Source organism: Novosphingobium sp. SG754 (assembly GCF_013149315.1).
In the GTDB taxonomy this organism is placed as follows: Bacteria; Pseudomonadota; Alphaproteobacteria; order Sphingomonadales; family Sphingomonadaceae; genus Novosphingobium; species Novosphingobium capsulatum.
Window position 1 is genome coordinate 62871 of sequence record NZ_JABGCC010000008.1, and the last position, 21120, is coordinate 83990.

The 21120-nt window shown below is 65.7% G+C and carries 20 protein-coding genes; 8 read left to right on the forward strand and 12 right to left on the reverse strand.

Going from position 1 to position 21120, the window contains the following annotated elements; genetic code table 11:
• The first annotated feature begins 311 nt into the window (after window positions 1-311).
• Together FHW97_RS18020 and FHW97_RS18025 are read left to right on the forward strand one after the other, a co-directional pair.
• Entirely contained in the window at window positions 312-1421 is a 1110-nt protein-coding gene (locus FHW97_RS18020) for an OmpA family protein (protein ID WP_171799392.1), read from the forward strand.
• Window positions 1422-1573: 152 nt separating this feature from the next.
• The gene (locus FHW97_RS18025; RefSeq protein ID WP_022675938.1) at window positions 1574-2173 is read left to right on the forward strand and encodes a superoxide dismutase family protein; all 600 of its coding nucleotides are present in this window, start codon (window positions 1574-1576) and stop codon (window positions 2171-2173) included.
• Window positions 2174-2255: 82 nt separating this feature from the next.
• Here the strand turns inward: FHW97_RS18025 and queC are convergent, their stop codons facing one another.
• The 6 genes from queC to FHW97_RS22275 all read right to left on the reverse strand — a co-directional run bounded on the left by queC (window position 2256) and on the right by FHW97_RS22275 (window position 7545).
• Window positions 2256-2969, reverse strand: a complete 714-nt coding sequence (gene queC, locus FHW97_RS18030) for a 7-cyano-7-deazaguanine synthase QueC (RefSeq protein ID WP_022675937.1) — start codon at window positions 2967-2969, stop codon at window positions 2256-2258.
• Between the two features lie 61 nt (window positions 2970-3030).
• On the reverse strand, window positions 3031-3459 hold the full coding sequence (locus FHW97_RS18035) for a DUF3617 family protein (protein ID WP_022675936.1): 429 nt from the start codon (window positions 3457-3459) through the stop codon (window positions 3031-3033).
• 96 nt (window positions 3460-3555) lie between these two features.
• Window positions 3556-4452 (reverse strand): Hsp33 family molecular chaperone HslO, encoded by an 897-nt coding sequence (locus FHW97_RS18040; RefSeq protein ID WP_022675935.1) that lies wholly within the window; start codon window positions 4450-4452, stop codon window positions 3556-3558.
• A 28-nt stretch (window positions 4453-4480) separates the two neighbouring features.
• Window positions 4481-5407, reverse strand: coding sequence for an ornithine carbamoyltransferase (gene argF, locus FHW97_RS18045; RefSeq protein ID WP_022675934.1), 927 nt, complete (start codon window positions 5405-5407; stop codon window positions 4481-4483).
• A gap of 10 nt (window positions 5408-5417) precedes the next feature.
• Entirely contained in the window at window positions 5418-6614 is a 1197-nt protein-coding gene (locus tag FHW97_RS18050) for an aspartate aminotransferase family protein (RefSeq protein WP_022675933.1), read from the reverse strand.
• 154 nt (window positions 6615-6768) lie between these two features.
• Window positions 6769-7545 (reverse strand): cold-shock protein, encoded by a 777-nt coding sequence (locus FHW97_RS22275; protein ID WP_054132337.1) that lies wholly within the window; start codon window positions 7543-7545, stop codon window positions 6769-6771.
• Between the two features lie 282 nt (window positions 7546-7827).
• Here FHW97_RS22275 and FHW97_RS18060 point away from each other — a divergent pair, with 282 nt between their 5' ends.
• The 3 genes from FHW97_RS18060 (at window position 7828) to FHW97_RS18070 (ending at window position 10439) form a co-directional block, all read left to right on the forward strand.
• Window positions 7828-8637, forward strand: a complete 810-nt coding sequence (locus FHW97_RS18060) for a TerC family protein (protein WP_022676147.1) — start codon at window positions 7828-7830, stop codon at window positions 8635-8637.
• Between the two features lie 57 nt (window positions 8638-8694).
• Complete coding sequence (locus FHW97_RS18065; protein ID WP_022676146.1) at window positions 8695-9138, forward strand: TIGR01244 family sulfur transferase; 444 nt, start codon at window positions 8695-8697, stop codon at window positions 9136-9138.
• 191 nt (window positions 9139-9329) lie between these two features.
• Entirely contained in the window at window positions 9330-10439 is a 1110-nt protein-coding gene (locus tag FHW97_RS18070) for a choice-of-anchor A family protein (protein ID WP_082209096.1), read from the forward strand.
• Between the two features lie 82 nt (window positions 10440-10521).
• Here FHW97_RS18070 and murA read toward each other — a convergent pair whose 3' ends face one another.
• A complete protein-coding gene (murA, locus tag FHW97_RS18075) occupies window positions 10522-11805 on the reverse strand; it encodes a UDP-N-acetylglucosamine 1-carboxyvinyltransferase (protein WP_022676144.1) in 1284 nt (427 codons plus the stop codon).
• 193 nt (window positions 11806-11998) lie between these two features.
• On the opposite strand from murA, the gene galU reads away from it, so the two are divergent.
• Entirely contained in the window at window positions 11999-12889 is an 891-nt protein-coding gene (gene galU / locus FHW97_RS18080) for a UTP--glucose-1-phosphate uridylyltransferase GalU (protein ID WP_054132336.1), read from the forward strand.
• Window positions 12890-13060: 171 nt separating this feature from the next.
• Here galU and FHW97_RS18085 read toward each other — a convergent pair whose 3' ends face one another.
• The 4 genes from FHW97_RS18085 to glnE all read right to left on the reverse strand — a co-directional run bounded on the left by FHW97_RS18085 (window position 13061) and on the right by glnE (window position 18007).
• Window positions 13061-13801 carry a M23 family metallopeptidase gene (locus FHW97_RS18085; RefSeq protein WP_022676142.1) on the reverse strand — a complete coding sequence of 247 codons (741 nt, stop codon included), beginning with the start codon at window positions 13799-13801 and terminating at the stop codon, window positions 13061-13063.
• A 209-nt stretch (window positions 13802-14010) separates the two neighbouring features.
• Window positions 14011-14811: a ferritin-like domain-containing protein gene (locus FHW97_RS18090; protein ID WP_054132335.1), complete on the reverse strand. Its 801-nt coding sequence runs from the start codon at window positions 14809-14811 to the stop codon at window positions 14011-14013.
• Between the two features lie 10 nt (window positions 14812-14821).
• Entirely contained in the window at window positions 14822-15295 is a 474-nt protein-coding gene (locus tag FHW97_RS18095; protein ID WP_054132334.1) for a peroxiredoxin, read from the reverse strand.
• Window positions 15296-15298: 3 nt separating this feature from the next.
• Window positions 15299-18007 (reverse strand): bifunctional [glutamate--ammonia ligase]-adenylyl-L-tyrosine phosphorylase/[glutamate--ammonia-ligase] adenylyltransferase, encoded by a 2709-nt coding sequence (gene glnE, locus FHW97_RS18100; RefSeq protein WP_370525464.1) that lies wholly within the window; start codon window positions 18005-18007, stop codon window positions 15299-15301.
• A 126-nt stretch (window positions 18008-18133) separates the two neighbouring features.
• On the opposite strand from glnE, the gene FHW97_RS18105 reads away from it, so the two are divergent.
• Together FHW97_RS18105 and FHW97_RS18110 are read left to right on the forward strand one after the other, a co-directional pair.
• Window positions 18134-19789 (forward strand): M28 family metallopeptidase, encoded by a 1656-nt coding sequence (locus FHW97_RS18105; RefSeq protein ID WP_253941864.1) that lies wholly within the window; start codon window positions 18134-18136, stop codon window positions 19787-19789.
• 9 nt (window positions 19790-19798) lie between these two features.
• The gene (locus FHW97_RS18110; RefSeq protein WP_054132351.1) at window positions 19799-20797 is read left to right on the forward strand and encodes an agmatine deiminase family protein; all 999 of its coding nucleotides are present in this window, start codon (window positions 19799-19801) and stop codon (window positions 20795-20797) included.
• A 70-nt stretch (window positions 20798-20867) separates the two neighbouring features.
• On the opposite strand, the gene FHW97_RS18115 is transcribed toward FHW97_RS18110, so the two are convergent.
• Window positions 20868-21116, reverse strand: a complete 249-nt coding sequence (locus FHW97_RS18115; RefSeq protein WP_054132350.1) for a hypothetical protein — start codon at window positions 21114-21116, stop codon at window positions 20868-20870.
• Window positions 21117-21120 lie beyond the last annotated feature (4 nt).

A 21120-nucleotide genomic window follows, 5' to 3' on the forward strand; every position in this document is an offset into this window, starting at 1 on the left:
GGCCAGCGGCAAGCCTGGGCAAGCCAGATTGGCACCCGGTTCGCCGTACTGGTTGCATCAATTTGCACCGGCCATCGCAATGAAAATTCGCCTCATCTCAAATTTTTTTGATGGTCGATCGGGAACCGGCTTCGGGCTTCCGCATTGGAGGGGGCACATGAGGGTGGTTTCAACCGGGAAATTGCTGCAAGGGCAACTGATACAGTGGCTTTTAGGCAACAGTTCACGCGTGTGTCCGCTTGCATGAACATAACAGAACCGGTAGACAACCGCCACGACGTGGCATGATCTCGCAAAAAAGGGGAAACGTAATGCGGAAACTGATCCTGGGCCTGGCCTTGGCATCAAGCGCAATGGCGACGCCCGCGCTTGCCAAGAGCAAGAGCTGGTATGTGGAAGGTGATGGCGGCGTCATGCTGCTGGAAGACGCCGACCACAATGTGAACGGTACGGCCAATGCCGCCACCGTCAGCTCCAAGACCGGCTACGACTTCGGTGGCGTGGTAGGTTACGATTTCGGCGGCTTCCGCCTCGAAACCGAAGCCAGCTACCGTCGTGCTCGCAACAGCAACGTGCGTAACAACGTCACCGGCGCTGTGTACTCGCGCGACAACGGCCAGATCGGCGGCAGCACCAGCGCGCTGAGCTTCATGGTCAACGGCCTGCTCGACTTCGGTCCCGACGATGGCCTGCAGGGCTTCATCGGCGGTGGTGCCGGCGTCGCCAAGGCGAAGTACTATGTCGCCACGCCCGAAGGTCTGCTCGACGACTCGAAGACCAAGTTCGCTTGGCAGGTTCTGGCCGGTGTTCGCGCGCCGCTCAGCAAGCACGTCGACGTGGGTCTGAAGTACCGCTTCTTCAACGTTCAGGACGTGAACCTGGTTGGCACCTCGGGTGCTTATGCCGGCGCCAACTTCTCGACGCGTCTGCGCTCGCACTCGATCCTGGGCACGCTGACCTACAACTTCGGTGGCGAAGAGCAGGCTCCCCCGCCGCCCCCGCCGCCCCCGCCGCCGCCCCCGCCGCCTCCGCCCCCCCCGCCTCCGCCGCCGCCGCCGCCGCCGCCGGTGTGCAACAAGGGCCCGTACATCGTGTTCTTCGACTGGAACAAGTCGGACATCACGCCTGAAGCGGCGACCATTCTCGACAACGCGATCACCCAGTATGGCAACTGCCAGACTGTTCCGATCATGCTGGCCGGCTACACCGACCGTTCGGGCTCGCCCAAGTACAACCTTGGCCTGTCCGCACGTCGTAACTCCTCGGTCCAGGCTTACCTGACGTCGCACGGCATCCCGGCCTCGACGATCACCAGCCAGGCCTTTGGTGAAGCCAACCCGCGCGTTCCGACCGCCGACGGCGTGCGTGAACTGCAGAACCGTCGCGTGGAAATCACGTACGGTCCGGGTTCGGGCAACTAAGTGGCACGGCCCCGGTCAAACGGGGCCGGTCATGAAGACCCAAAACGAACGAGGGGCCGGAGCAATCCGGCCCCTTTTTCGTTGTTGCGACATACGATGCGCCGCGTATCGGCCCCAGCCTTGATGGCGGCATAAGCCACGGAGATCCCACCATGCCTTCCCCGCTTCTGTCCTCTCGCCTGCGCCGTACCGTAACCACCTTCGCGCCGCGCGCGATCGTCGCGCTTGCCCTGCCGATTGCGCTGTCTGCCTGTGGCGATGGCAGCATGGCGGGCATGCACAGCGCCCCCACGCCCAAGGCACAAGTCGTGGCCAATGCCACGCTGATGCTGGCCAGCGGCGCCAGCGCGGGCACCGCCGAACTGCTCCAAGGCCCTGACGGGTTCCGTGTCCACGTCGATGCCAAGGGTCTGCCGCCCGGCGTCCACGGCATTCACCTGCACACCGTTGGCAAGTGTGATGCCCCCGGCTTCACCACTGCAGGTGGGCATCTCAATCCCGATGGCCACCAGCATGGCGCGGAAAACCCCGCCGGGGCGCACCTGGGTGACCTTACCAACCTGACCGTGGGAGCCGACGGAACCGGGGCACTGGACTTTGCCCTGCGCGGCGGCGCCGACATGACCGGCCCGGCGCTGTTCGATGCCGATGGCACGGCGCTGGTCATCCATGCCGCACCCGACGATTACAAGACCGATCCAAGCGGCAACAGCGGCGCGCGCCTCGCCTGCGGCGTGTTCGTTCGCCAGTAATACAGCACCTGAATGAACGAAGGGGACGAGCAGGGCCTGCCTGCTCGTCCCCTTGTCGTGTCGGTCCAACTAGGCCGGGCGCTCAGGCGCCGTAGCGCGTTCCATCGGTCAGGCCCGCTTCGGCGAAGCCCGCCTTGCGCAAACGGCAGCTATCGCATTCCCCACAAGCGCGGCCATCGGGCAGCGGATCATAGCACGACCAGCTTTCCCCGGCATCGAGGCCCAGCCGGGCCGCTTCCTGGGCAATTTCTGACTTCTTGAGGTGTTGCAGCGGCGCGTGCACGGTTACCGTGCCACCCTGGCTGCCGACCTTGGTGGCAACGCGGGCCAGCCCTTCGAACCCATGGATGAATTCCGGGCGGCAGTCGGGGTAGCCGGAATAATCCAGCGCGTTGACGCCGATAAACAGCGCGTTCGCCCCTGCCGCCTCTGCCCAGGCAAGTGCGAGGGAGAGGAACACCAGGTTGCGCGCCGGCACATAGGTGATCGGGATATCGTCGGTCAGCCCATCCTTGGGCACATCGATCGCGTCGGTCAGCGCCGATCCACCGAACTGGCGCAGATCGAGCGGCAGGATGACATGACGCTCAACCTGCAGGCGCGCCGCGATCACCCGCGCGGCATCCAGTTCCACGCGATGGCGCTGGTTGTAATCGATGGTGAGGGCCAGGACACGGAAGCCCTGCTCTTGCGCAAGCGCAGCGCAGACCATTGAATCGAGCCCGCCGGAAAGCAGCACAACCGCCAGCGGCGCCGATTCCGCGCCGGACGAAGAAGACAATTGGGTATCAGTCATGCTACGGGGCTAGCCCCCTCGCCCGGCACAGGCAACCCCCAGCCGGGCGTTCGCAGCGTGATCAGCGCGCGGTGCAGTCGCCCAGGCGCCGCGCTTCGGCGTTGAAGGAAAAAGGCAGTCCCTTGGCGATGCCCTGCGCCTCGATCTGCAGCAGCTGATCGTTTTCATAGCGGATACGTGTCAAGCCCGAGCCGGCCTGTCCGCAGACATAGCTGACGGAAATGGCGTTGGCTTCGTCCTGCACCACGAACTGGCGGCAAGCCTGCCCCGGATGGCGTAGCTGGATCAGCGGGCGCCCTTCAGCGAGGCACAGCCGGCCCTCAAATCCGCCAGCCTCGCGCGCGTGGACCTGCCATTGGCCCGGCGCGATGCGATCGAGCATCGCGAGAGTGGCCGGCGCCCTTTCGGCATCGGCGGGGGCGACCCAAGCCAATGCCGGCAGGACGATCACCGCAGCGAGGGCGCGGCGCAGCGCGTTACGATACGTCATCAACCACCCTCCAACCCTGCCGCACAGGCTGCGGCAGCCCTTGGCAATATAGCTGCGATGCTGGTGCGATTGAAGACCTCCGGTCGGCAACGGCCGTCAATCGAAACGAAGCGGAAACTCTTTCGAGCAGAACGCGCAGTCGACGACGATAAGACCATCGTCGTTGGCCATTTCCGCGCGCTGTTCCGCACCAAAGCGGGCCAGCAGATCGCGATAATGCTCGGCCGTGCAACGGCACCCCCGCGTGAGCGGATGGCCCTGGGCAACGCGTACTTCGCTTTCCTCGTGAAACAGGCGCCACACCAGGCTTTCCAGCCCAAGTTGCGGATCGGTAAGTTCTGCTTCGGTCAGCGAGCCGGCCAGTGCCGCGACATGTTCCCATTCCGGGTGATCGAGCCGCGCGTGCAGGCGCTCGCGCCCCTCCTCGCCATCGGGCAGATGCTGCACCAGCAAGGCGCCCGCCACGGTGCGGCCATTTTCCGCATGCACCCCCACCCGGATCAGCGTTGGCACCTGTTCCGATTGGAAGAAATAGCTTTCGCAGGCGCGCGCCAGACAATCACCCTCGAGCGGGACAATGCCCTGATAGCGCTGATCACTGCTGGCCAGATCAAACGTGATCGCCAGGTAACCATCGCCGAACAGCGCATGCAGCGAGGGATGCGGCCCCAGCTCGTCCAGCCGCGCACGATCGTGGCGGACATAGCCGCGCAATTCGCCGCCGCGATAATCGCATACCAGCAGATCGACCACCCCATCCTGGGTCTGCGCCTGCATGGTCAACTGGCCATCGTCGTCCTTGAGCAGCGCGCCGAGCAGCGCGGTCAGGGTCAGCGCTTCGGCCAGCAGGTTGCGGATCGGCGCCGGATAGGCGTGGGCCGACAGCACGGTGTCGAGCACCGGCCCCAGGCGCACCACCCGCCCCCGGGCATCGCGCCCGGGAACGGTGAACTGCAATACCTGGTCAAATCCGGTTTCGGCTTGGTCGGTCATGAAAGCTTTCGTCGTGTGAGAATAATGGTCAGATCTGGCCAAAGGCCCAGCGCAGAACGGATTTCTGGGCATGAATGCGGTTTTCCGCTTCGTCCCACACCACCGAACGCGGCCCATCGATCACGGCATCCGTGACCTCTTCGTTGCGGTGGGCCGGCAGGCAGTGCAGGAACAGCGCATCGCCCTTCGCGCGGGCCATCAGCGCTTCATCCACCTGGAACGGCGCCATGGCCGCCAGCTTGGCTTCGGCGTGAGCCTGGCCCATCGAAATCCACGTATCGGTGACCACCACATCGGCCCCGGCCACGGCCTCGGCCGCGTCGCGATGCACGGTGATGGCTGCGCCTTGTGCCTGGGCGCGGGTGATAAAGCCGGCGTCGCAATCATAGCCCTCGGGCACGCCGATGCACACGTTGAACTTCATCAGCCCGGCCGCCTCAACGATCGAGTTGAGCACGTTGTTGCCGTCGCCCAGCCAGGCCACGGTAAGGCCGGGCAGCGCCTTGCCATGTTCGATCACGGTCAACAGATCGGCCATGATCTGGCAGGGGTGGGAAAGATCGGTGAGCCCATTGATTACCGGAACGCTGGCATAGTGGGCCAGTTCCTCGACCTTGGCGTGATCGTCGGTGCGCAGCATGATGGCATCGGCCATGCGGCTGAGCACGCGCGCGGTATCGGCGATGGTTTCGCCCCGGCCCAGTTGGGTATTGCCGGCATCGAGAATCAGCGCCGAGCCGCCGAGTTGGCGCATCGCCACGTCGAACGACACGCGCGTGCGGGTGGAATTCTTTTCGAACACCATCGCCAGGATATGACCGGCCAGGGGAGCATCGGCATCGACGCGGCCCTTGGGCCAGACCGCGCGGGCAGCCTTGCGATCGAGCGCGTCGGCCAGCATCGCGGCGACCGCATCACCGCCGGCATCGGAAAGATTGAGGAAATGCCTGATCATTACCGCTGTCTCACGCCGCAGGAGCCGGAGGAACATAGCTGGCCGCGGCGGCCGAAAGCTTGTCCATGAATTCATCGATGTGGCTGTCGTCGATCACCAGCGGCGGCAGGACGCGGAACGTCATGTCGCCAGCGGCCACGGCCAGGAGCTGATGATTGTCGCGCATGTGGGCCACGAACGGGCGCGGCTCGACCTTGCACTTCACCCCCAGCATCAGCCCCTTGCCGCGGACCATTTCGAACAGGTCGGGATAGTTGCCGATGAACTGTTCGAGCCGCGCCTTGAGGCGATCGCCGGTGGCGCGCACCTGGGCAAGAAATTCGGGAGTGGCGACGACATCGAGCACGGCATTACCGGCCGCCATGGCCAGCGGATTGCCGCCATAGGTGCTGCCGTGGGTGCCAAACACCATGCCGCGTGCCGCCGTTTCGGTAGCGAGGCAGGCGCCAAGCGGGAAGCCGCCGCCAATGCCCTTGGCAATCGCCATGACATCGGGCGCTACGCCATACTGTTCATAGGCGAACATGGTGCCGCTGCGCGCCACGCCGCACTGCACCTCGTCAAAGATCAGCAGCAGGCCATGCTCGTCACACAGCGCGCGCAGGCCCTTGATGAACTCTTCGCTGCCTTCGCGAATCCCGCCTTCGCCCTGGATCGGCTCGACCAGGATGCCGGCGGTATGCGGGCCGATCAGCGCCTTGGTCGCTTCCAGATCGTTGAAATCGACATAATGGAAACCGGGCAGGATGGGCAGGAAGCCCTTGTGCATCTTTTCCTGATCGGACGCGCTGATCGTGCCCATCGTGCGGCCGTGAAAGGCATTGCGATAGGTGATGATCTCGAACCGTTCCGGGGCCTGGCCGTGATACTGGTGATAGGCGCGCGCGGTCTTGATCGCGCATTCCACCGCCTCGGCCCCGGAATTGGTGAAGAACACCGTAGCGGCAAAGGTCATGTCGACCAGGCGCTGCGCCAGCGCCTCGCCCTGGGGGCTGCCATAGAGATTGGACACGTGCATCAGCGTTTCGGCCTGGCGCTGGATCGCGCCGATCAGGTGCGGGTGCGAATGGCCCAGCAGATTGACCGCGATGCCGCTGGCGAAATCGAGATAGCGCGTGCCGTCCTCGGAAATCAGGTGGCAGTGTTCGCCGCGCACCGGACGCACGCCACACCGGGGATAGACGGGCATGAGCGGGGTGATGGACATGGGCAATGCTCCTGTAGTTTCCAAGGATAAAGGTGTTTGGAACGGGGATGGCTGCAAAACGACAAATGGCGGCCCAGCGGACCGCCATTTGCACGCGTATGTGGTGATGCAAGGCCCCTGGGTCTCACAGACCCGAGGGGCAATGCGGCCGGGATCAATCCTGGCGCGGCACCAGGTTGACCGCCGAGTACTTGCCTCGTCGATCAACTTCGAGGTCGAACTCCAGCTTGTCGCCTTCGTTGAGCTCGCGCATGCCGGAACGTTCAACGGCACTGATGTGCACGAACGCGTCGGGCTGGCCGTCATCACGGGTGATGAAGCCGAAGCCCTTCATGCCGTTGAAGAACTTGACCGTGCCAGTGGCCTTTTCACCGGTCAGCTGGCGCTGCGGGGCTGCGGGCTTGGCCGCCACGGGGATGACATCGCCAACAACCTGAAGGTCAGCGGCAGAAACCTTGCCACCACGATCAACCAGGTTGAATTCCAGCGTCTGGCCTTCGGCCAGGCCTTCGAGGCCGGCACGTTCCACGGCGCTGATGTGGACGAACACGTCTTCACCGCCGTCTTCGCGCTGAATGAAGCCGAAGCCCTTCTGGCCGTTGAAGAACTTGACGACGCCCTTGCCGGTGCCGACAACCTGTGCAGGCATGCCGCCGCCGCGCGGGCCGCCGAAGCCGCCACCACCGCCGCCGCCGCGATTGCCGCCGCCGAAGCCGCCGCGATCACCGCCGCCGAAGCCACCACGGTCGCCGCCGCCGAAGCCGCCGCCGCGATTGCCGCCGCCAAAGCCACCACGGTCACCGCCGCCGAAGCCGCCGCGATCGTAGCCACCGCCAAAACCGCCACCGCCGCCGTAGGGATCGAAACCGTCGTCGCCGAAACCGTCGCGCTTGTCGCGTCCGCGACCACGCCGCCCTCTGTCAAAACCCATAAAACCCAATAAACCTTACAATCCGCCCCAAATTTCCTGGCGCCACTGGCCGGACGCGGAGACCAGGGGCGCGACAAGGACAACGTGCCGGGCTTTAGGGCCGGCCCTCTCCATTGCGCCAAGGACTATAACGAAGAAAAAGCCGATGCGCGAACGGAATCGACGGGCGCAGGTGATTCCACCGCAAAATATCGTTCGCAGCCACAATTCGTGACAAAAGTGCCGCGCTTTGCTGCCCCCTGACGCCTTGCCGGGGGCTGAACGATACGGCACAAGCGCGCCATGGACCTTGTCGCTCTTCTTTCCGACCCGCAAGCCTGGGTTGCGTTTCTCACCCTGGTGCTGCTCGAAATCGTCTTGGGCATCGACAACCTGGTGTTCATCGCGATTCTCTCGAACAAGTTGCCCGCCCACCAGCAGGCGCGGGCGCGGCGCATCGGCCTGGCGCTGGCGCTGGTTCTGCGGCTGGCGCTGCTGTCGCTGATCGGCTGGATCGTGACCTTGCAGACCCCACTGTTCGACCTGGGCCTGCGCGGCGCACCCGGCGCCCATGGCGAGCCCACGTTCGAAACGGCATTTTCGGGCCGCGACCTGATTCTGGTAGCGGGCGGGCTGTTCCTGCTGTGGAAGGCAACCAAGGAAATCCACCACACGCTCGATCCCGAACCCAGTGGCGAAATGCTCGACCACAAGGGCCATGAAGCCAAAGGCGCCGGGCAAGCCGTGGTGGCGAATTTCGGGGCGACGATTGCGCAGATCATCGCGCTCGATCTGGTATTTTCGATCGATTCGATCCTCACCGCCGTGGGCATGACCGATCAGATCGCGATCATGATCGCCGCCGTGGTTACCACCGTATCGCTGATGATGCTGGCCGCCGATCCGCTGGCCCGCTTCATCGAGCGCAATCCCTCGCTCGTCATGCTGGCCCTGGCGTTCCTGGTGATGATCGGGCTCGTGCTGCTGGCCGATGGCTTTGGCGTGCACATTCCCAAGGGCTATATCTATGCCGCGATGGGCTTTTCGGTCTTTGTAGAACTGCTCAACATCGCCGGCCGGCGCAAGCGCAGCGTAGCGCTCGCCAAGGCCTGATCCGCGACATCTGCTCCTTCACTCTCGCCAATTCACTCCCGTCAACAAGGGTTTGTCATGTCCCAGTTTCGCCAGATCGACGGCCAGTTCCTGGCCAGCCCGCAGATTACCGTGGAAGACGTGGCCCTGGCCAAGGAACTGGGCGTGACACTGATCATCAACAACCGGCCCGAGGGCGAATCCGACGACCAGACGCCGGGCGCGGAAATCGCCGCCGCGGCGCAGGATGCCGGCATTGCCTACGTCGCCATTCCGGTAACCCATGCCGGCTTTTCGATGCCCCAGGTAGACGCCTTTCAGCAGGCACTGCGCCAGGCGGGCGATGCGCCGGTGCTGGCCTATTGCCGGTCGGGCACGCGATCGACGCTGCTGTGGGCGCTGGCCCAGGCCGCCAATGGCGCCAACCCGTTCGAGATCGCTGCCAAGGCAGCAGCGGGCGGGTATGACATCGGCCCGATCCGTGCCCAGGTCGATATCCTGAGCGCACGCGCATCGGGTTAACCGTGGATCCGCGCTGAAGGCGGGCGATCGCTCCGCCCGGGCGCCTCCAAGCCCGTTCGATCGTTAACGATTGTCAAATCATTGTGCCACAAGGGCACGATGGGCAAATCGCGGTTGCGTTACGGCGCAAAGCGGGCAGGAGGAACGCGCGCGTCTATGCCGGCGCGCATTCCACAGGAAATCGATTCGTCATGCCCGCCCGCCCCCGGATGACCGCTGCCCTTGCCACTCTGGCCGCGCTGGCCCTGCCTTGCAATGCCATGGCCGCGTCCACCCCGGTGGGGATCGACGCGCTCAAGGTCTACAACCTGATCGTGCTGGGCAACCTGACGTCCTCATCCGAAGTGGAAGGGCGCACGTTCGTTGGTGGCAACCTCACCGGCAATTCATCGAACTACCTGATCTCCACGCTGCCGGCATCGAGCTATACCGGGCCGGGCCTGGTCGTGGTGGGTGACGTGAACGGCGGGATCAAGAACCTCAACAACGGTTCGGGCGCAATCGTGGGCGGCAGCGTGTCGAGCGGGTTCAACCTCAATGGCGGCACGCAGACGGTGCAGGTGGGCGGATCGATCGACAACACCAACGTCAATTCCAACATCGTGCAATCCAACCTGGGCACGACCAATCCGGCATTTGTCAGCAATCTGCAGCAGGACGGCAGCCTGATGTCGACCAGCATGACCGGGCTGTCGTATCAGTTGTCGCAGCAGACCGCGAACAGCACCCTGGCGATCAGCGGCAACCGCGGCACGTTCAATGCCCAGCCCAATGCCAGCGGCGTGGCGGTGTTCTCGATCACCGCGGCCGATCTCAATTCTATCGGCGAAATCCAGTTCAACACCAATGGCGCCGATACGGTGATCGTCAACGTTTCGGGCAGCACGATCAACCTGAACGACAACTTCCTGGGCGGCACGGCAAACCTGGGCCAGCACGTGATCTGGAACTTTGCCGATGCCACGGACCTGACGCTGACCACCGCCTGGGGCGGATCGGTGCTGGCGCCCAAGGCCGCCGCCCACACCTACAACTATATCCAGGGTTCGGCGGTGTTCGGCAGCCTGACCCAGGATGGGGAAATGCACATCGGCACCTATAGCGGTGGCTATGTCGTGCCGAGCGATCCGCAGGTTCCCTCGTCGTCCACGTCGAGCAGCAGCAGCACGGGTGGCACCGATGTGCCCGAACCGGGCATGCTGGCCCTGCTCGCCCTGGGCCTGGGCGGCCTGATCCTGGGCCGCAAGCGCCGCGAGCCGAGCGAGCGCCCAGCCAAGGGCGAGTCCGCCGAAGCCGCCTGAACCCCACGATAGGGACACAAAAAAGGGGCCGCGCGGCAGATCCGCGCGGCCCCTTTATTACTGAGCTGGATCAGGTGCGCGCTCAGTCGCTGCCAACGCGCTCCACATCGGCGCCGAGCAGGGCGAGCTTTTCCTCAAGCCGCTCGTACCCGCGATCAAGGTGGTAGAGGCGGTGCACCTGGGTTTCGCCCTCGGCGGCGAGCCCGGCGATCACCAGGCTCATCGATGCGCGCAGGTCGGTGGCCATGACTTCGGCGCCCGACAGCTTGTCCACGCCATGGACCACGGCCGTGCGGCCCGAGGTTTCGATACGCGCACCCATGCGGTTCAACTCGGGCACGTGCATGTAGCGGTTTTCGAAGATGGTTTCGGTCAGCATGCTGGAGCCCTTGGCGAGGCAGAGCATGGCCATCAGCTGGGCCTGCATGTCGGTGGCAAAGCCGGGATAGGGCGCGGTGGAAATGGTCACGGGCCGCAGATCACCATCAGCGGCGATGTGCAGGCCGCCGCGCACCGGCTCCACCGATACACCAGCATCGCGCAGCGCCTGGACGGTGGTTTCCATGTCCTCGATCCGCGCGCCCTGCAGCGTCACTTCGCCGCCGGTGATCGCCGCCGCACAGGCATAGGAGCCGGCCTCGATACGATCGGGCATGACCATGTAGGTGGCGCCGTGCAGGCGCGCGACGCCGTGGATCGTCAGGTCTGACGTGCCGATGCCCTCGATCTCGGCGCCCATGGCGACCAGCAGGTTGCACAGGTCAACGATTTCAGGTTCGCGCGCAGCATTGTGCAGCGTCGATTTACCCTTGGCCAGAACCGCCGCCATCAGCGCGTTTTCCGTGGCGCCGACTGACACCACCGGGAAGCTGTAGCGCCCGCCCGGCAGCCCGCCATCGGGCGCGATCGCGCGGACATAGCCCGCGGCCAGTTCGATATGGGCACCAAACGCCTCGAGCGCCTTGAGATGCAGATCGATCGGCCGGTTGCCGATGGCGCAACCACCAGGCAGTGACACGGTGGCTTCGCCAGCGCGGGCCAGCAGCGGCCCCAGCACCAGGATCGAGGCGCGCATCTTGCGCACCAGGTCATAGGGCGCGACGGTCGACGTGAGGCGGGTGGCCTGCAGCGTCATCACCCGGCCGAAATCCTCGGGCCGGCCGCCGGCAATGGCGGTAGACGCACCGAACTGGTTCATCAGGTGCTGGAAGCCGTCGATATCCGCCAGGCGGGGCAGATTGCGCAGCGTTACCGCTTCATCGGTGAGCAGCGCGCAGGGCAGCAGCGTGAGCGCCGCATTCTTCGCCCCGGAAACAGGAACCGTGCCAGAAAGACGCTTGCCGCCGCGAATGATGATCTTGTCCATCGCGGCGGTTTAGCCGGTTTGCCGGACAGGGCAAGGGGCAAGGTTGCGGGCTGGCTGGAGGGCAGCAAAGAGACGGCACGGCGCCAATATTGCATTGCAGCATTTTTTGCACGTTCCGGCCTGCGGAGAACTTGTCATCACAAAAGGAGGCTGCTTAACTATCGTGTAACCGGACAATGGGACAAACACCGACATGAGCGAAACCACCGCAAGCCGCCACAAGCCGATCCGCAAGGCCGTCTTTCCCGTTGCCGGTCTCGGCACCCGCTTCCTGCCCGCCACCAAGGCCATTCCCAAGGAGATGCTGCCGATCGTCGATCGCCCGCTGATCCAGTATGCCGTGGACGAAGCGCGCGAAGCGGGCATCGAAGAGCTGATCTTCGTGACCGGGCGCGGTAAGACCGCAATTGTCGAGCATTTCGACACCGCATTCGAGCTGGAAACCACCATGACCAGCCGGGGCAAGGACCTGTCGGTGCTGGACGATACCCGCATCAAGCCGGGCAATCTGGTCACCGTGCGCCAGCAGGTGGCGATGGGCCTGGGCCACGCCGTGTGGTGCGCCCGCGAAGTGGTGGGCGATGAACCCTTTGCCATCTTCCTGCCCGACGAACTGATGGTGGGCGCACCCGGCTGCATGAAGCAGATGGTCGAAGCCTACAACGAAGTGGGCGGCAACCTGATTTCGGTGCTGGAAGTGCCGGAAGAGGAAGTATCGAGCTATGGCGTGATTGCGCCGGGCGCGCGCAAGTCTGACTCGCTGACCGAAGTGACCGGCCTGGTTGAAAAGCCAAAGCGTGAAGAAGCCCCGTCGAACCTCATCATCTCGGGCCGCTATATCCTGCAACCCGAAGTGATGCGCACGCTGGAAAACCAAGAAAAGGGCGCTGGCGGCGAAATCCAGCTGACCGATGCGATGGCCCGCATGATCGGCACGCAACCGTTCCACGCGGTGACCTTTGCCGGGCGCCGCTTCGACTGCGGCAGCAAGGCCGGGTTTGTCGAGGCGACGATCGCCCTGGCCCTGGAACGCCCCGATCTGGCCGACGATGTGCGCGCCGTGATCAAGAAGCTGGTGGGCTGACCGCCACACGACAGGCTTAAGCAAAAAGGGCCGCGCAGCATAGCCATGCTGCGCGGCCCTTTTTGCAGGCCCCAGCCGCGATCTGCCCGCCGGCGCCGATAGAAAAAGGCGGCCGTTGCGGGCCGCCTTTTTCCGCATCCTCTCCGATGCGTTATTCCAGAAACTGGCGCCTTATTCGTCGCCTTCACCCTCGGCGTCGGTGGCGTTGAAAGCGCGGATCTGCGAGGAATCAGCGGCGCTGGCCAGCTGGGCCAGGTTGGCATCGCGCTGCATGTAGGGCAGCGGATTGACCGCGTTACCAGCCACGCGCACTTCATAGTGCAGGTGCGGGCCAGTCGAATGGCCGGTGGAACCGACATAGCCGATCACGTCACCCTTGTGCACATGCTGCCCTTCGGCAACGGCGATGCGCGACATGTGGCCATAGCGGGTTTCGAGATTGCCGCCGTGCTCAAGCTGAACATAGAGGCCGTAGCCGCCGAAGCGTTCGGCCTTGCCCACCACGCCATCGGCGCTGGCGCGGATCGGCGTGCCGGTCGGCGCGGGCAGATCGACGCCCTTGTGCGCACGCAGGCCGCCGTAGATGGGGTGATTGCGCAGACCAAAGCCGCTGCTCATCGGGCGGCTGCTGGTGATCGGCATCAGAGTGGGGATGGAAACCGAAGCGGTGCGTACCAGCGGCGCCTGGGCCGAGCTACCCTTGCCGCCATCGAGTGCTTCCCAGCTGGCGAAAAGCTTGGAGAATTCTTCATCGCCGGCCGGCGCGGTCATCCCGGCCTTGGCGGCTTCGGCATTACGCAGCGGGGCGGTGATATCGGCAGAAGCGGCGCTGTTGGCGAGAACCGGCGTGGCGAGGCCCAAGGCGAGCATGGTGCCAATGGCAGCCAGACCGGTAGAAAAAGCTTTTTTCATTGCGACCCGTACAACCTCTTTTCGGCAGACACACACCGACGTTGGGCCAATCGGGCCCTGCGCCAGCGGCATCCGTTCCGTGCTGACCCCCAGCGAACGCGACTTTGTCAGACTGCGGCAGGAACCACATCGCTGGCCAAGCTTTGTTCAGAGATTGGTGGATACCCCCCGCCGATCTCGTGCCGGAGGGGTAGCGGCGGCTGCCCCCATCACGCAAGAGCCGCCATCATTTCGCACGACAGACCGGCTGAACGACGCGCCGAGTCGTTGAACGGTGGCTTAACGCTGCCACGGAAGTGCTGCGCGACCAGGGTTTTCCAAAGTTGCGGTGCCGGTTTACCACGCTCTTCGCACAGTTTGGCGAAATGGCTTGTGCCGAAGCGAACGTGGCGCACTTCGTCGTCAACGATTCGCTGCAGGATGCGCGCGGTGGTGTGGTCATCTGCCGCCACGAACCGCGCAATGGTTTGCGGCGTGACATCGAGACCGCGCGCCTCCAGCACCATGGGCACCACGGCGAGGCGGGCGGCAACATCGTGCGCGGTTTCGCGCGCGGCATCCCACAGCCCGTCGTGCGCCGGCATCGCGCCGTAATGGCTACCCAGGGCGCGCAGGCGCCGGGCCAGCAGGCTGAAATGCATCGCCTCGTCCGCCGCCACGCCCAGCCAGTCGCTGACGAAATCCGGCCCGCGCTCGGCACCGAACCGCCCCGCAGCGTCGAGCGCCAAGTCGATCGCGACAAATTCGATGTGGCACAGCGCATGGATCAGCGCGAGGCGCCCGCGCTCGGAACCGCCGCGCCCGCGCTTGGGCATGCGGTTGGGCGGCAGCAGTTCCGGCTCGGCCGGACGCGCCGGGCTATCGGGCATGGCCACGTCGAAGGCGAAAGCAAGGCGGCCGGCCGCCCAATCGCGCGCCACGGCGCGGGTGGCCATGGCCTTGTCACGCGGATCGGCCGTCAACATGGCGGCGCGAATCGCGGCCGCCACGGTGGGAAGCGATGCAGTCATGCCGCGCGCGTTACAGCGCCTGGGCGGCGGCGAGAACCTGCGCTGCGTGATCCTTGACCTTTACCTTGTTCCACACCTGGGCGATGCGGCCATCGGCACCGACTAGATAGGTCGTGCGCTCCATGCCCATGTAGGTGCGGCCATACATCGACTTTTCCGTCCAGATGCCGAGTGCATCGGACAGGCCACCTTCTTCGGCATCGCTGGCGAGCGGGGCTGCCAGGCCATGCTTGGCAATGAACTTCTCGTGCTTCTTGGGCGGGTCCTTGCTCACGCCCAGCAGCGCGGTGCCGGCGGCGGCAAATTCCTCGGCCAGCGCGGAAAAGTCCTTGTTCTCGGTGGTGCAGCCGGGCGTATCGTCCTTGGGATAGAAGAACACAACCAGCTTGCGACCGGCAAAATCGGATGGCTTCACCACGCTGCCATCAGGGGCAGTTAGCGGCAGATCGGGCAGCGGATCGCCCACGCCGGGGAAAGTACTCATGCGTCATGTCTCCAATGCTTGCCCGAAGACCTGGCCCCAGGCAGCGGCAATGCGGTGTCTTGCCCCGGCCACCGCGTCAAGCAGGGCGTCCCAGCTTTCCTGGCCACAGGCAGCGGCCACGATGGCACGGCTGGCCGGTGGCGGGAACATGCCATCAGGGGCAACCAGGCGCACCACCACCAGCAGGCCGGCAAGAAGATCATGCGCCGCGCGCAGGCCCGCCGGCAGCAGGCCGGCATCCTCCAGCGCGGAAACCGCCGCGCCCAGATCGGGTTCGAGCGCAACATGATCGCGCAGTTGCAGGTAGTGTGCGAGGAATTCGAGATCGACGAGGCCACCACGCGCCAGTTTCACATCAAGCGGGCCCTTGGCCGGCTTGTGCCGCGCCATTTCGGCGCGCATCGCCAGAACGTCTTCGCGCAGGGCAACCGGATCGCGCGCATGGCGCAGCACGCGCCCCACGATATCGGCAAGCGCGGCGCGATCGGCAGCCTGCCCGAACAGAGGCCGGGCCCGGCACAGCGCCATGTGCTCCCAGGTCCACGCGTCTTCGCGCTGATAGCGTTCGAAACTGTCGAGGCTGACCGCGATCGGTCCCTGCGCGCCAGACGGGCGCAGCCGGGTATCCACTTCGTACAGCGCGCCCGCAGCGGTGGGCACCGATAGCGCCGCGATCATGCGCTGGGCCAGGCGGTTGAAGTAGAGCGTGCCGCCGATCGGCCGGCCGCCGTCGGATTCGCGGGCATAGGCATCACCTGGCCCGCCAAACAGGAACACCAGATCGAGATCGGAGGCATGGGTGAGCGCGCCGCCGCCTAGCCGCCCCAGGCCGAGCACGACCATGCGCGCATCGGGCACCTGGCCATGGACACGGATGAACTCTGCCTCAGTCGCTGTGCCGAGCACGCTGATGGCGGCTTCGGCGACACGGCTGAGCGCAGCGGCCACGGCCAGCGGCGGGTGCAGCCCTTCCACCAGTTGCACGCCCAAGGCAAAGCGCAGCTCGCCCACCTTGCGGCGCACGGCATCAAGCAGGCGCTGGTAATCATCCCCCACCTCGCCCCGCGCCAGAGTGGCGACGATCTCATCGACGCTGCCCGGCAGAGCGAAGGCGGAATGATCGATCAGCGTATCGAGCAGGTCTGCCCGCCGCGCCAGATCTTCGGCCAGCGTCGGAGCATGGGCGAGCACGCGCATGACCACCGCCATCAGGCCGGGGCGCGCCTCGAGCAGGCGGAACACGTTGATCGCCGAGGGCAGCGCCGCCAGCAGCCGTTCCCACCGGGCCAGCGCATGATCGGGATCGGGCGCCTCGGCCAGGGCCTGCAGCAATTGCGGCCGCACGCGTGCAAAGGCGGCGCGGGCCTCGTCGCTGCGCAGCGCGCGAAATGCGCCGCTGTCCCAGGCTTCCACCCGCCCGGCCAGCCCTTCGGCATCGGCAAAACCCATCTCCGCCAGGTCTTGCGCCAGGCTGCGGTTGTCCACCGCCACCGCGCCGGTGGGCGAAATGATCGCCAGCAGGGCATCGAACCGCTGCGCCACTGCCTGCGAGATATCCTGCACCTCGGCAATCAGCGCGGCGCCATCGTCGTGGCCGGCCAGCTGGGCCACGCTGTCGAGCGCGGCCTGCTGCGGCGGCAGGGCATGGGTCTGCTGATCGGCGACCATCTGCAAGCGATGTTCGAGCACGCGCAGCCGGTCATAGCTTTCGCCCATGACTATCGCGTCATCCGCAGAGATGATACCGGCTTCTGCCAGGGCATCGAGCGCCGGGCGCGTGCCGCGCAGGCGCAGGGCGGGATTGCGCCCGCCATGGATCAGCTGGTGGGTCTGAGCGAAGAATTCCACTTCGCGGATACCCCCGCGCCCGCGCTTGAGATCATAGCCCGGCCCCACCACCTGTCCGGCGGCATAGTGATCGCGGATGCGGGCGGTGAGCCGGCCGATTTCGGCGATCGCACCGAAATCGAGGCTGCGCCGCCACACAAAGGGGCGGATCGTATCGAGGAAAGCCTGGCCGCGCGTGACATCGCCAGCGGCGGCACGGGCGCGGATATAGGCCGCGCGTTCCCAGGCGAGCGCGCTCGATTCGTAATGGGTGATCGCCCCTTCGAACGGGATGGCCAGCGGGCTGACTTCCGAGGCTGGGCGCAGCCGCAAATCGATGCGGAAGACATAGCCTTCCTCGGTAATCGTGGAGAGCAGTTCGACTACCCCACGCGCCACGCGCTGCGCCGCCTCGCCCGGCTCGTCGCGCGGGCGGCGCGGCAGCATGTCGGGATCGTAGAGCAGGATGGGATCGATATCCGACGAGTAGTTCAACTCTTGCGCGCCGTGCTTGCCCAGGCCGATGGCGGAAAAGCCCACTGGCGCAGCATCGGGCGCGCGCCGGGCAATGGCGGCGGCGATGGCGGCATCGAGCGCGCGATCGGCAAAGTCTGACAGCGCCTGCACCACACGCATGAGCGGCAGCGCGCCGGCGATATCGCCCACCGCCAGGGCCAGCGCCAGGGCCAAGCGTTCGCGCCGCAAGGCAATCCCGACATCGTCCACGCCCTGCCCAGCCAGGCGCGCATGCGCCAGTGCCGCTTCGATCTCACCCTGCGCGAGCAGCGTGGCCACCTCGGGCTGGCGATCGAGCGCGCGGGCCAGGAACGTGGTGTGCCGGCGGGCAAGGACAAACGCATGGTCCCAATCGATTCCTTGCCGCACGCAGGCTCCCTCTCTCGTTGCCGCACCGTGGGTCGTCTTGCCCCAGCCGGCCGGCTCTGCCAAGTAGCCGGCATGAGCTGCGCCTTCCCCCTTGGCGCGGCGTTATCCCATAGCAAGGATCTGACCATGCATGTTTCCCTTGGCCGCCGCATGGCCACCGCGTTGCTGGCCTCTGCCCTGGCTGTTCCCGCGTTTGCCGCCCCGGCCGCCCGCGTGCCGGCCGTGCCGGTGCCGATGATGCGTGAGGCGATCAAGACGCTGGCGTCAGACGAACTGGAAGGCCGCGCGCCCAGCGGGCCCAAGGAACAGGCCGTGCTCGACGCGATCATCACCCGCTTCAAGGCCGCCGGCCTCAAGCCCGGCAACAAGGGTGAGTGGTTGCAGCCCGTGCCGATGGTGACGATCGCGGCCAAGAACATCAGCCCGCTGACCGTGGGCAGCCTGTCGTTCAAGCCGGGCGCCGATTTCGTGGTGGGTTCCTATCGCGAGGCAGACCACACCGCGATCGATGCCAGCGAACTGGTCTTCGTCGGCTACGGCATCACCGCGCCCGAACTGGGCTGGGACGATTATGCCGGCGTGGACATGAAGGGCAAGATCGCGGTGATCCTGGTCAACGACCCGGATTATGAAAACGCCGACGAACAGGGCTTGTTCAAGGGCCGCCGCATGACCTGGTATGGCCGCTGGCCCTACAAGTATGCCGAAGCCGCGCGCCATGGCGCCAAGGCCGCGCTGATCGTGCACGATACCTTCCCCGCCGCCTATGGCTGGAACGTGCTGGAATCGAGCGGCGGCACCGGCAATTTCGTGGCCAGCGCCAACAAGGGCATGGACCAGACCGAGGCCAACGGCTGGATCCGCCGCCCCGTGGCTGAAGCGATCTTCCAGACCGCTGGCAAGGACTTTGCCGCGCTTTCGGCCGCAGCCAAGCAGAAGGGCTTTCACGCGGTGTCGCTGGGGGCCAAGGCCAGCCTGTCGTTCGACAACACCGTCACGCACAGCACTTCGCACAACGTGATCGGCGTGATCCCGGGCACCACCCGCGCCAACGAATACGTGCTCTATTCCGGCCACTGGGACCATCTGGGCCACTGCAAGCCCGACGCCAAGGGCGATGACATCTGCAACGGCGCGATCGACAACGCCAGCGGCGTGGGCGCGCTGGTCGCGCTGGCCGACATGAACCGCCGCGCCGGCCCCACCCTGCGCACCCAGGTCTTTGCCGCCTGGACGCTGGAGGAATCGGGCCTGCTCGGCTCGGAATACTATGCCCAGCATCCGGTCTATCCGCTGGCCCGCACCGTGGGCGGCGTGAACATGGATGCGCTGTCGCTAATCGGCCCGACGCGCGACGTGCAGGTGACCGGGGGCGACAAGTCTGACCTCACCGCGATCCTGCGCCAGGTGGAAGCGCAGATGCACCTGACCGAAACGCCCGAGGATCATCCCGAGCGTGGCCACTATTACCGGTCGGATCACTTCAGCCTGGCCAAGCGCGGCGTGCCGATGTTTGCCGTCGGCCGGGGCACCGACCTGATCAACGGCGGCAAAAAGGCCGGTGAGGCTGCCACCGAAGACTATGTCGAGCATCGCTATCACCAGCCGTCGGACGAATATTCCGACAGCTGGGACATGACCGGCATGGCGCAGGAGGTGGAGCTCTATTACCGCCTCGGCCGTGCGCTGGCCACTGGCACGACCTGGCCCAACTGGCACCAGGGCGACGAATTCCGCGCTATCCGCGATGCCAGCCGCGCAACCGTAACCGGCGCCAAGTAAGCCGTGGCCATGAACGACGAGAACCCGACGGGCGGCATGATGCCCCCCGAATTCGCCCCGCAGGACTGGCTCTGGGTGGGTTTCCCCCACCTGGCCGAAGAATGGTCGGGCGTGATCGACCGCGCGCAGGAGCAGATCGCCGCGTTTGCCAGCGCCGTGGCCGAAAGCGGCCAGGAAGTGCGCCTGGTAGTGCGCGATGCAGCCAACCGCATGCGCGCCGAGCGGCTGGCCAGCGCCTGCGTCAAGATCGAACAGCGCGTCTATGGCGACGTATGGCTGCGCGATACCGGGCCGCTGGTGGTGGCCGATGGTGCCGGTGGGCGCCGCGCGCAGCTATTTGGCTTCAACGGCTGGGGCGGCAAGTACCTGATGCCTGGAGACCAGGAGATCGGTGCCACCCTGGCCGCCGATGCCGGGCTGCCGGCCAGCAAGGCCGACTGGGTGCTCGAAGGCGGCGCGCTCGATGGCGATGGCACTGGCCTGGTTGCCACGACCGAGCAGTGCCTGCTCAACCCCAATCGCAACCCGCACCTGTCGCGCGCCGACCTGGAAATGCGCCTCAAGCGCGACCTGGGCTATGATCGCGTGCTGTGGCTGGGCGATGGGCTGATCAACGACCACACCGACGGGCACGTCGACAACCTGGCCCGCTTTGTCGGCGCCAATCGCCTGGCCCTGCCCCGTGCCACCGGCCCGGACGATCCCAATGCCGCGATCTATGCCGATGCCGCCGCGCGCGCCCGCGATGCTGGGGTGGAGGTGATCGAGGTGCCCTCACCGGGCCGCATCGAATGGGGCGGCATGATCCAGCCGGCCAGCTACATGAACTTCGTGATCACCAGCCATGCGGTGATCGTGCCGATCTTCGGCTCGGTCCACGACGAAGCTGGCGTGGAGGCCATCGGCGCGCTGTTTCCCGGCCGCGCCACGCTGGGCGTGATGGGCGATGCCGTGCTGGTGGGTGGCGGTGGCTTCCACTGCGCCAGCCAGCAGATGCCCTCGGCCTGACGAAGCATCGCCCTGTCCCGCCCGTGACATAATCGGGCGGGACAGGGGGTTGCCGGCATATTGGGCCGGGTTACTGCGTCTCGCGTGCCAGGCGTTCGGCCAACTCGGCGATTTCCGGTGGATCGAGCAGCCAGGTGCGGGTCTTGCGGCCTTCGCGGTGGATCGGCACGGTCAGCAGCACACGGGCGTTGTCACGGGCGTGCGGCTTGTAGAGCGAGAAGTGCAGCGCACATTCGCGGATCGTGCCGATGATCGGCGTGCGGCCTTCCAGATCGATCATCGTGGCGGCCTGGTCCCAGGGGATGGTTGCAGTGCTCATGCCG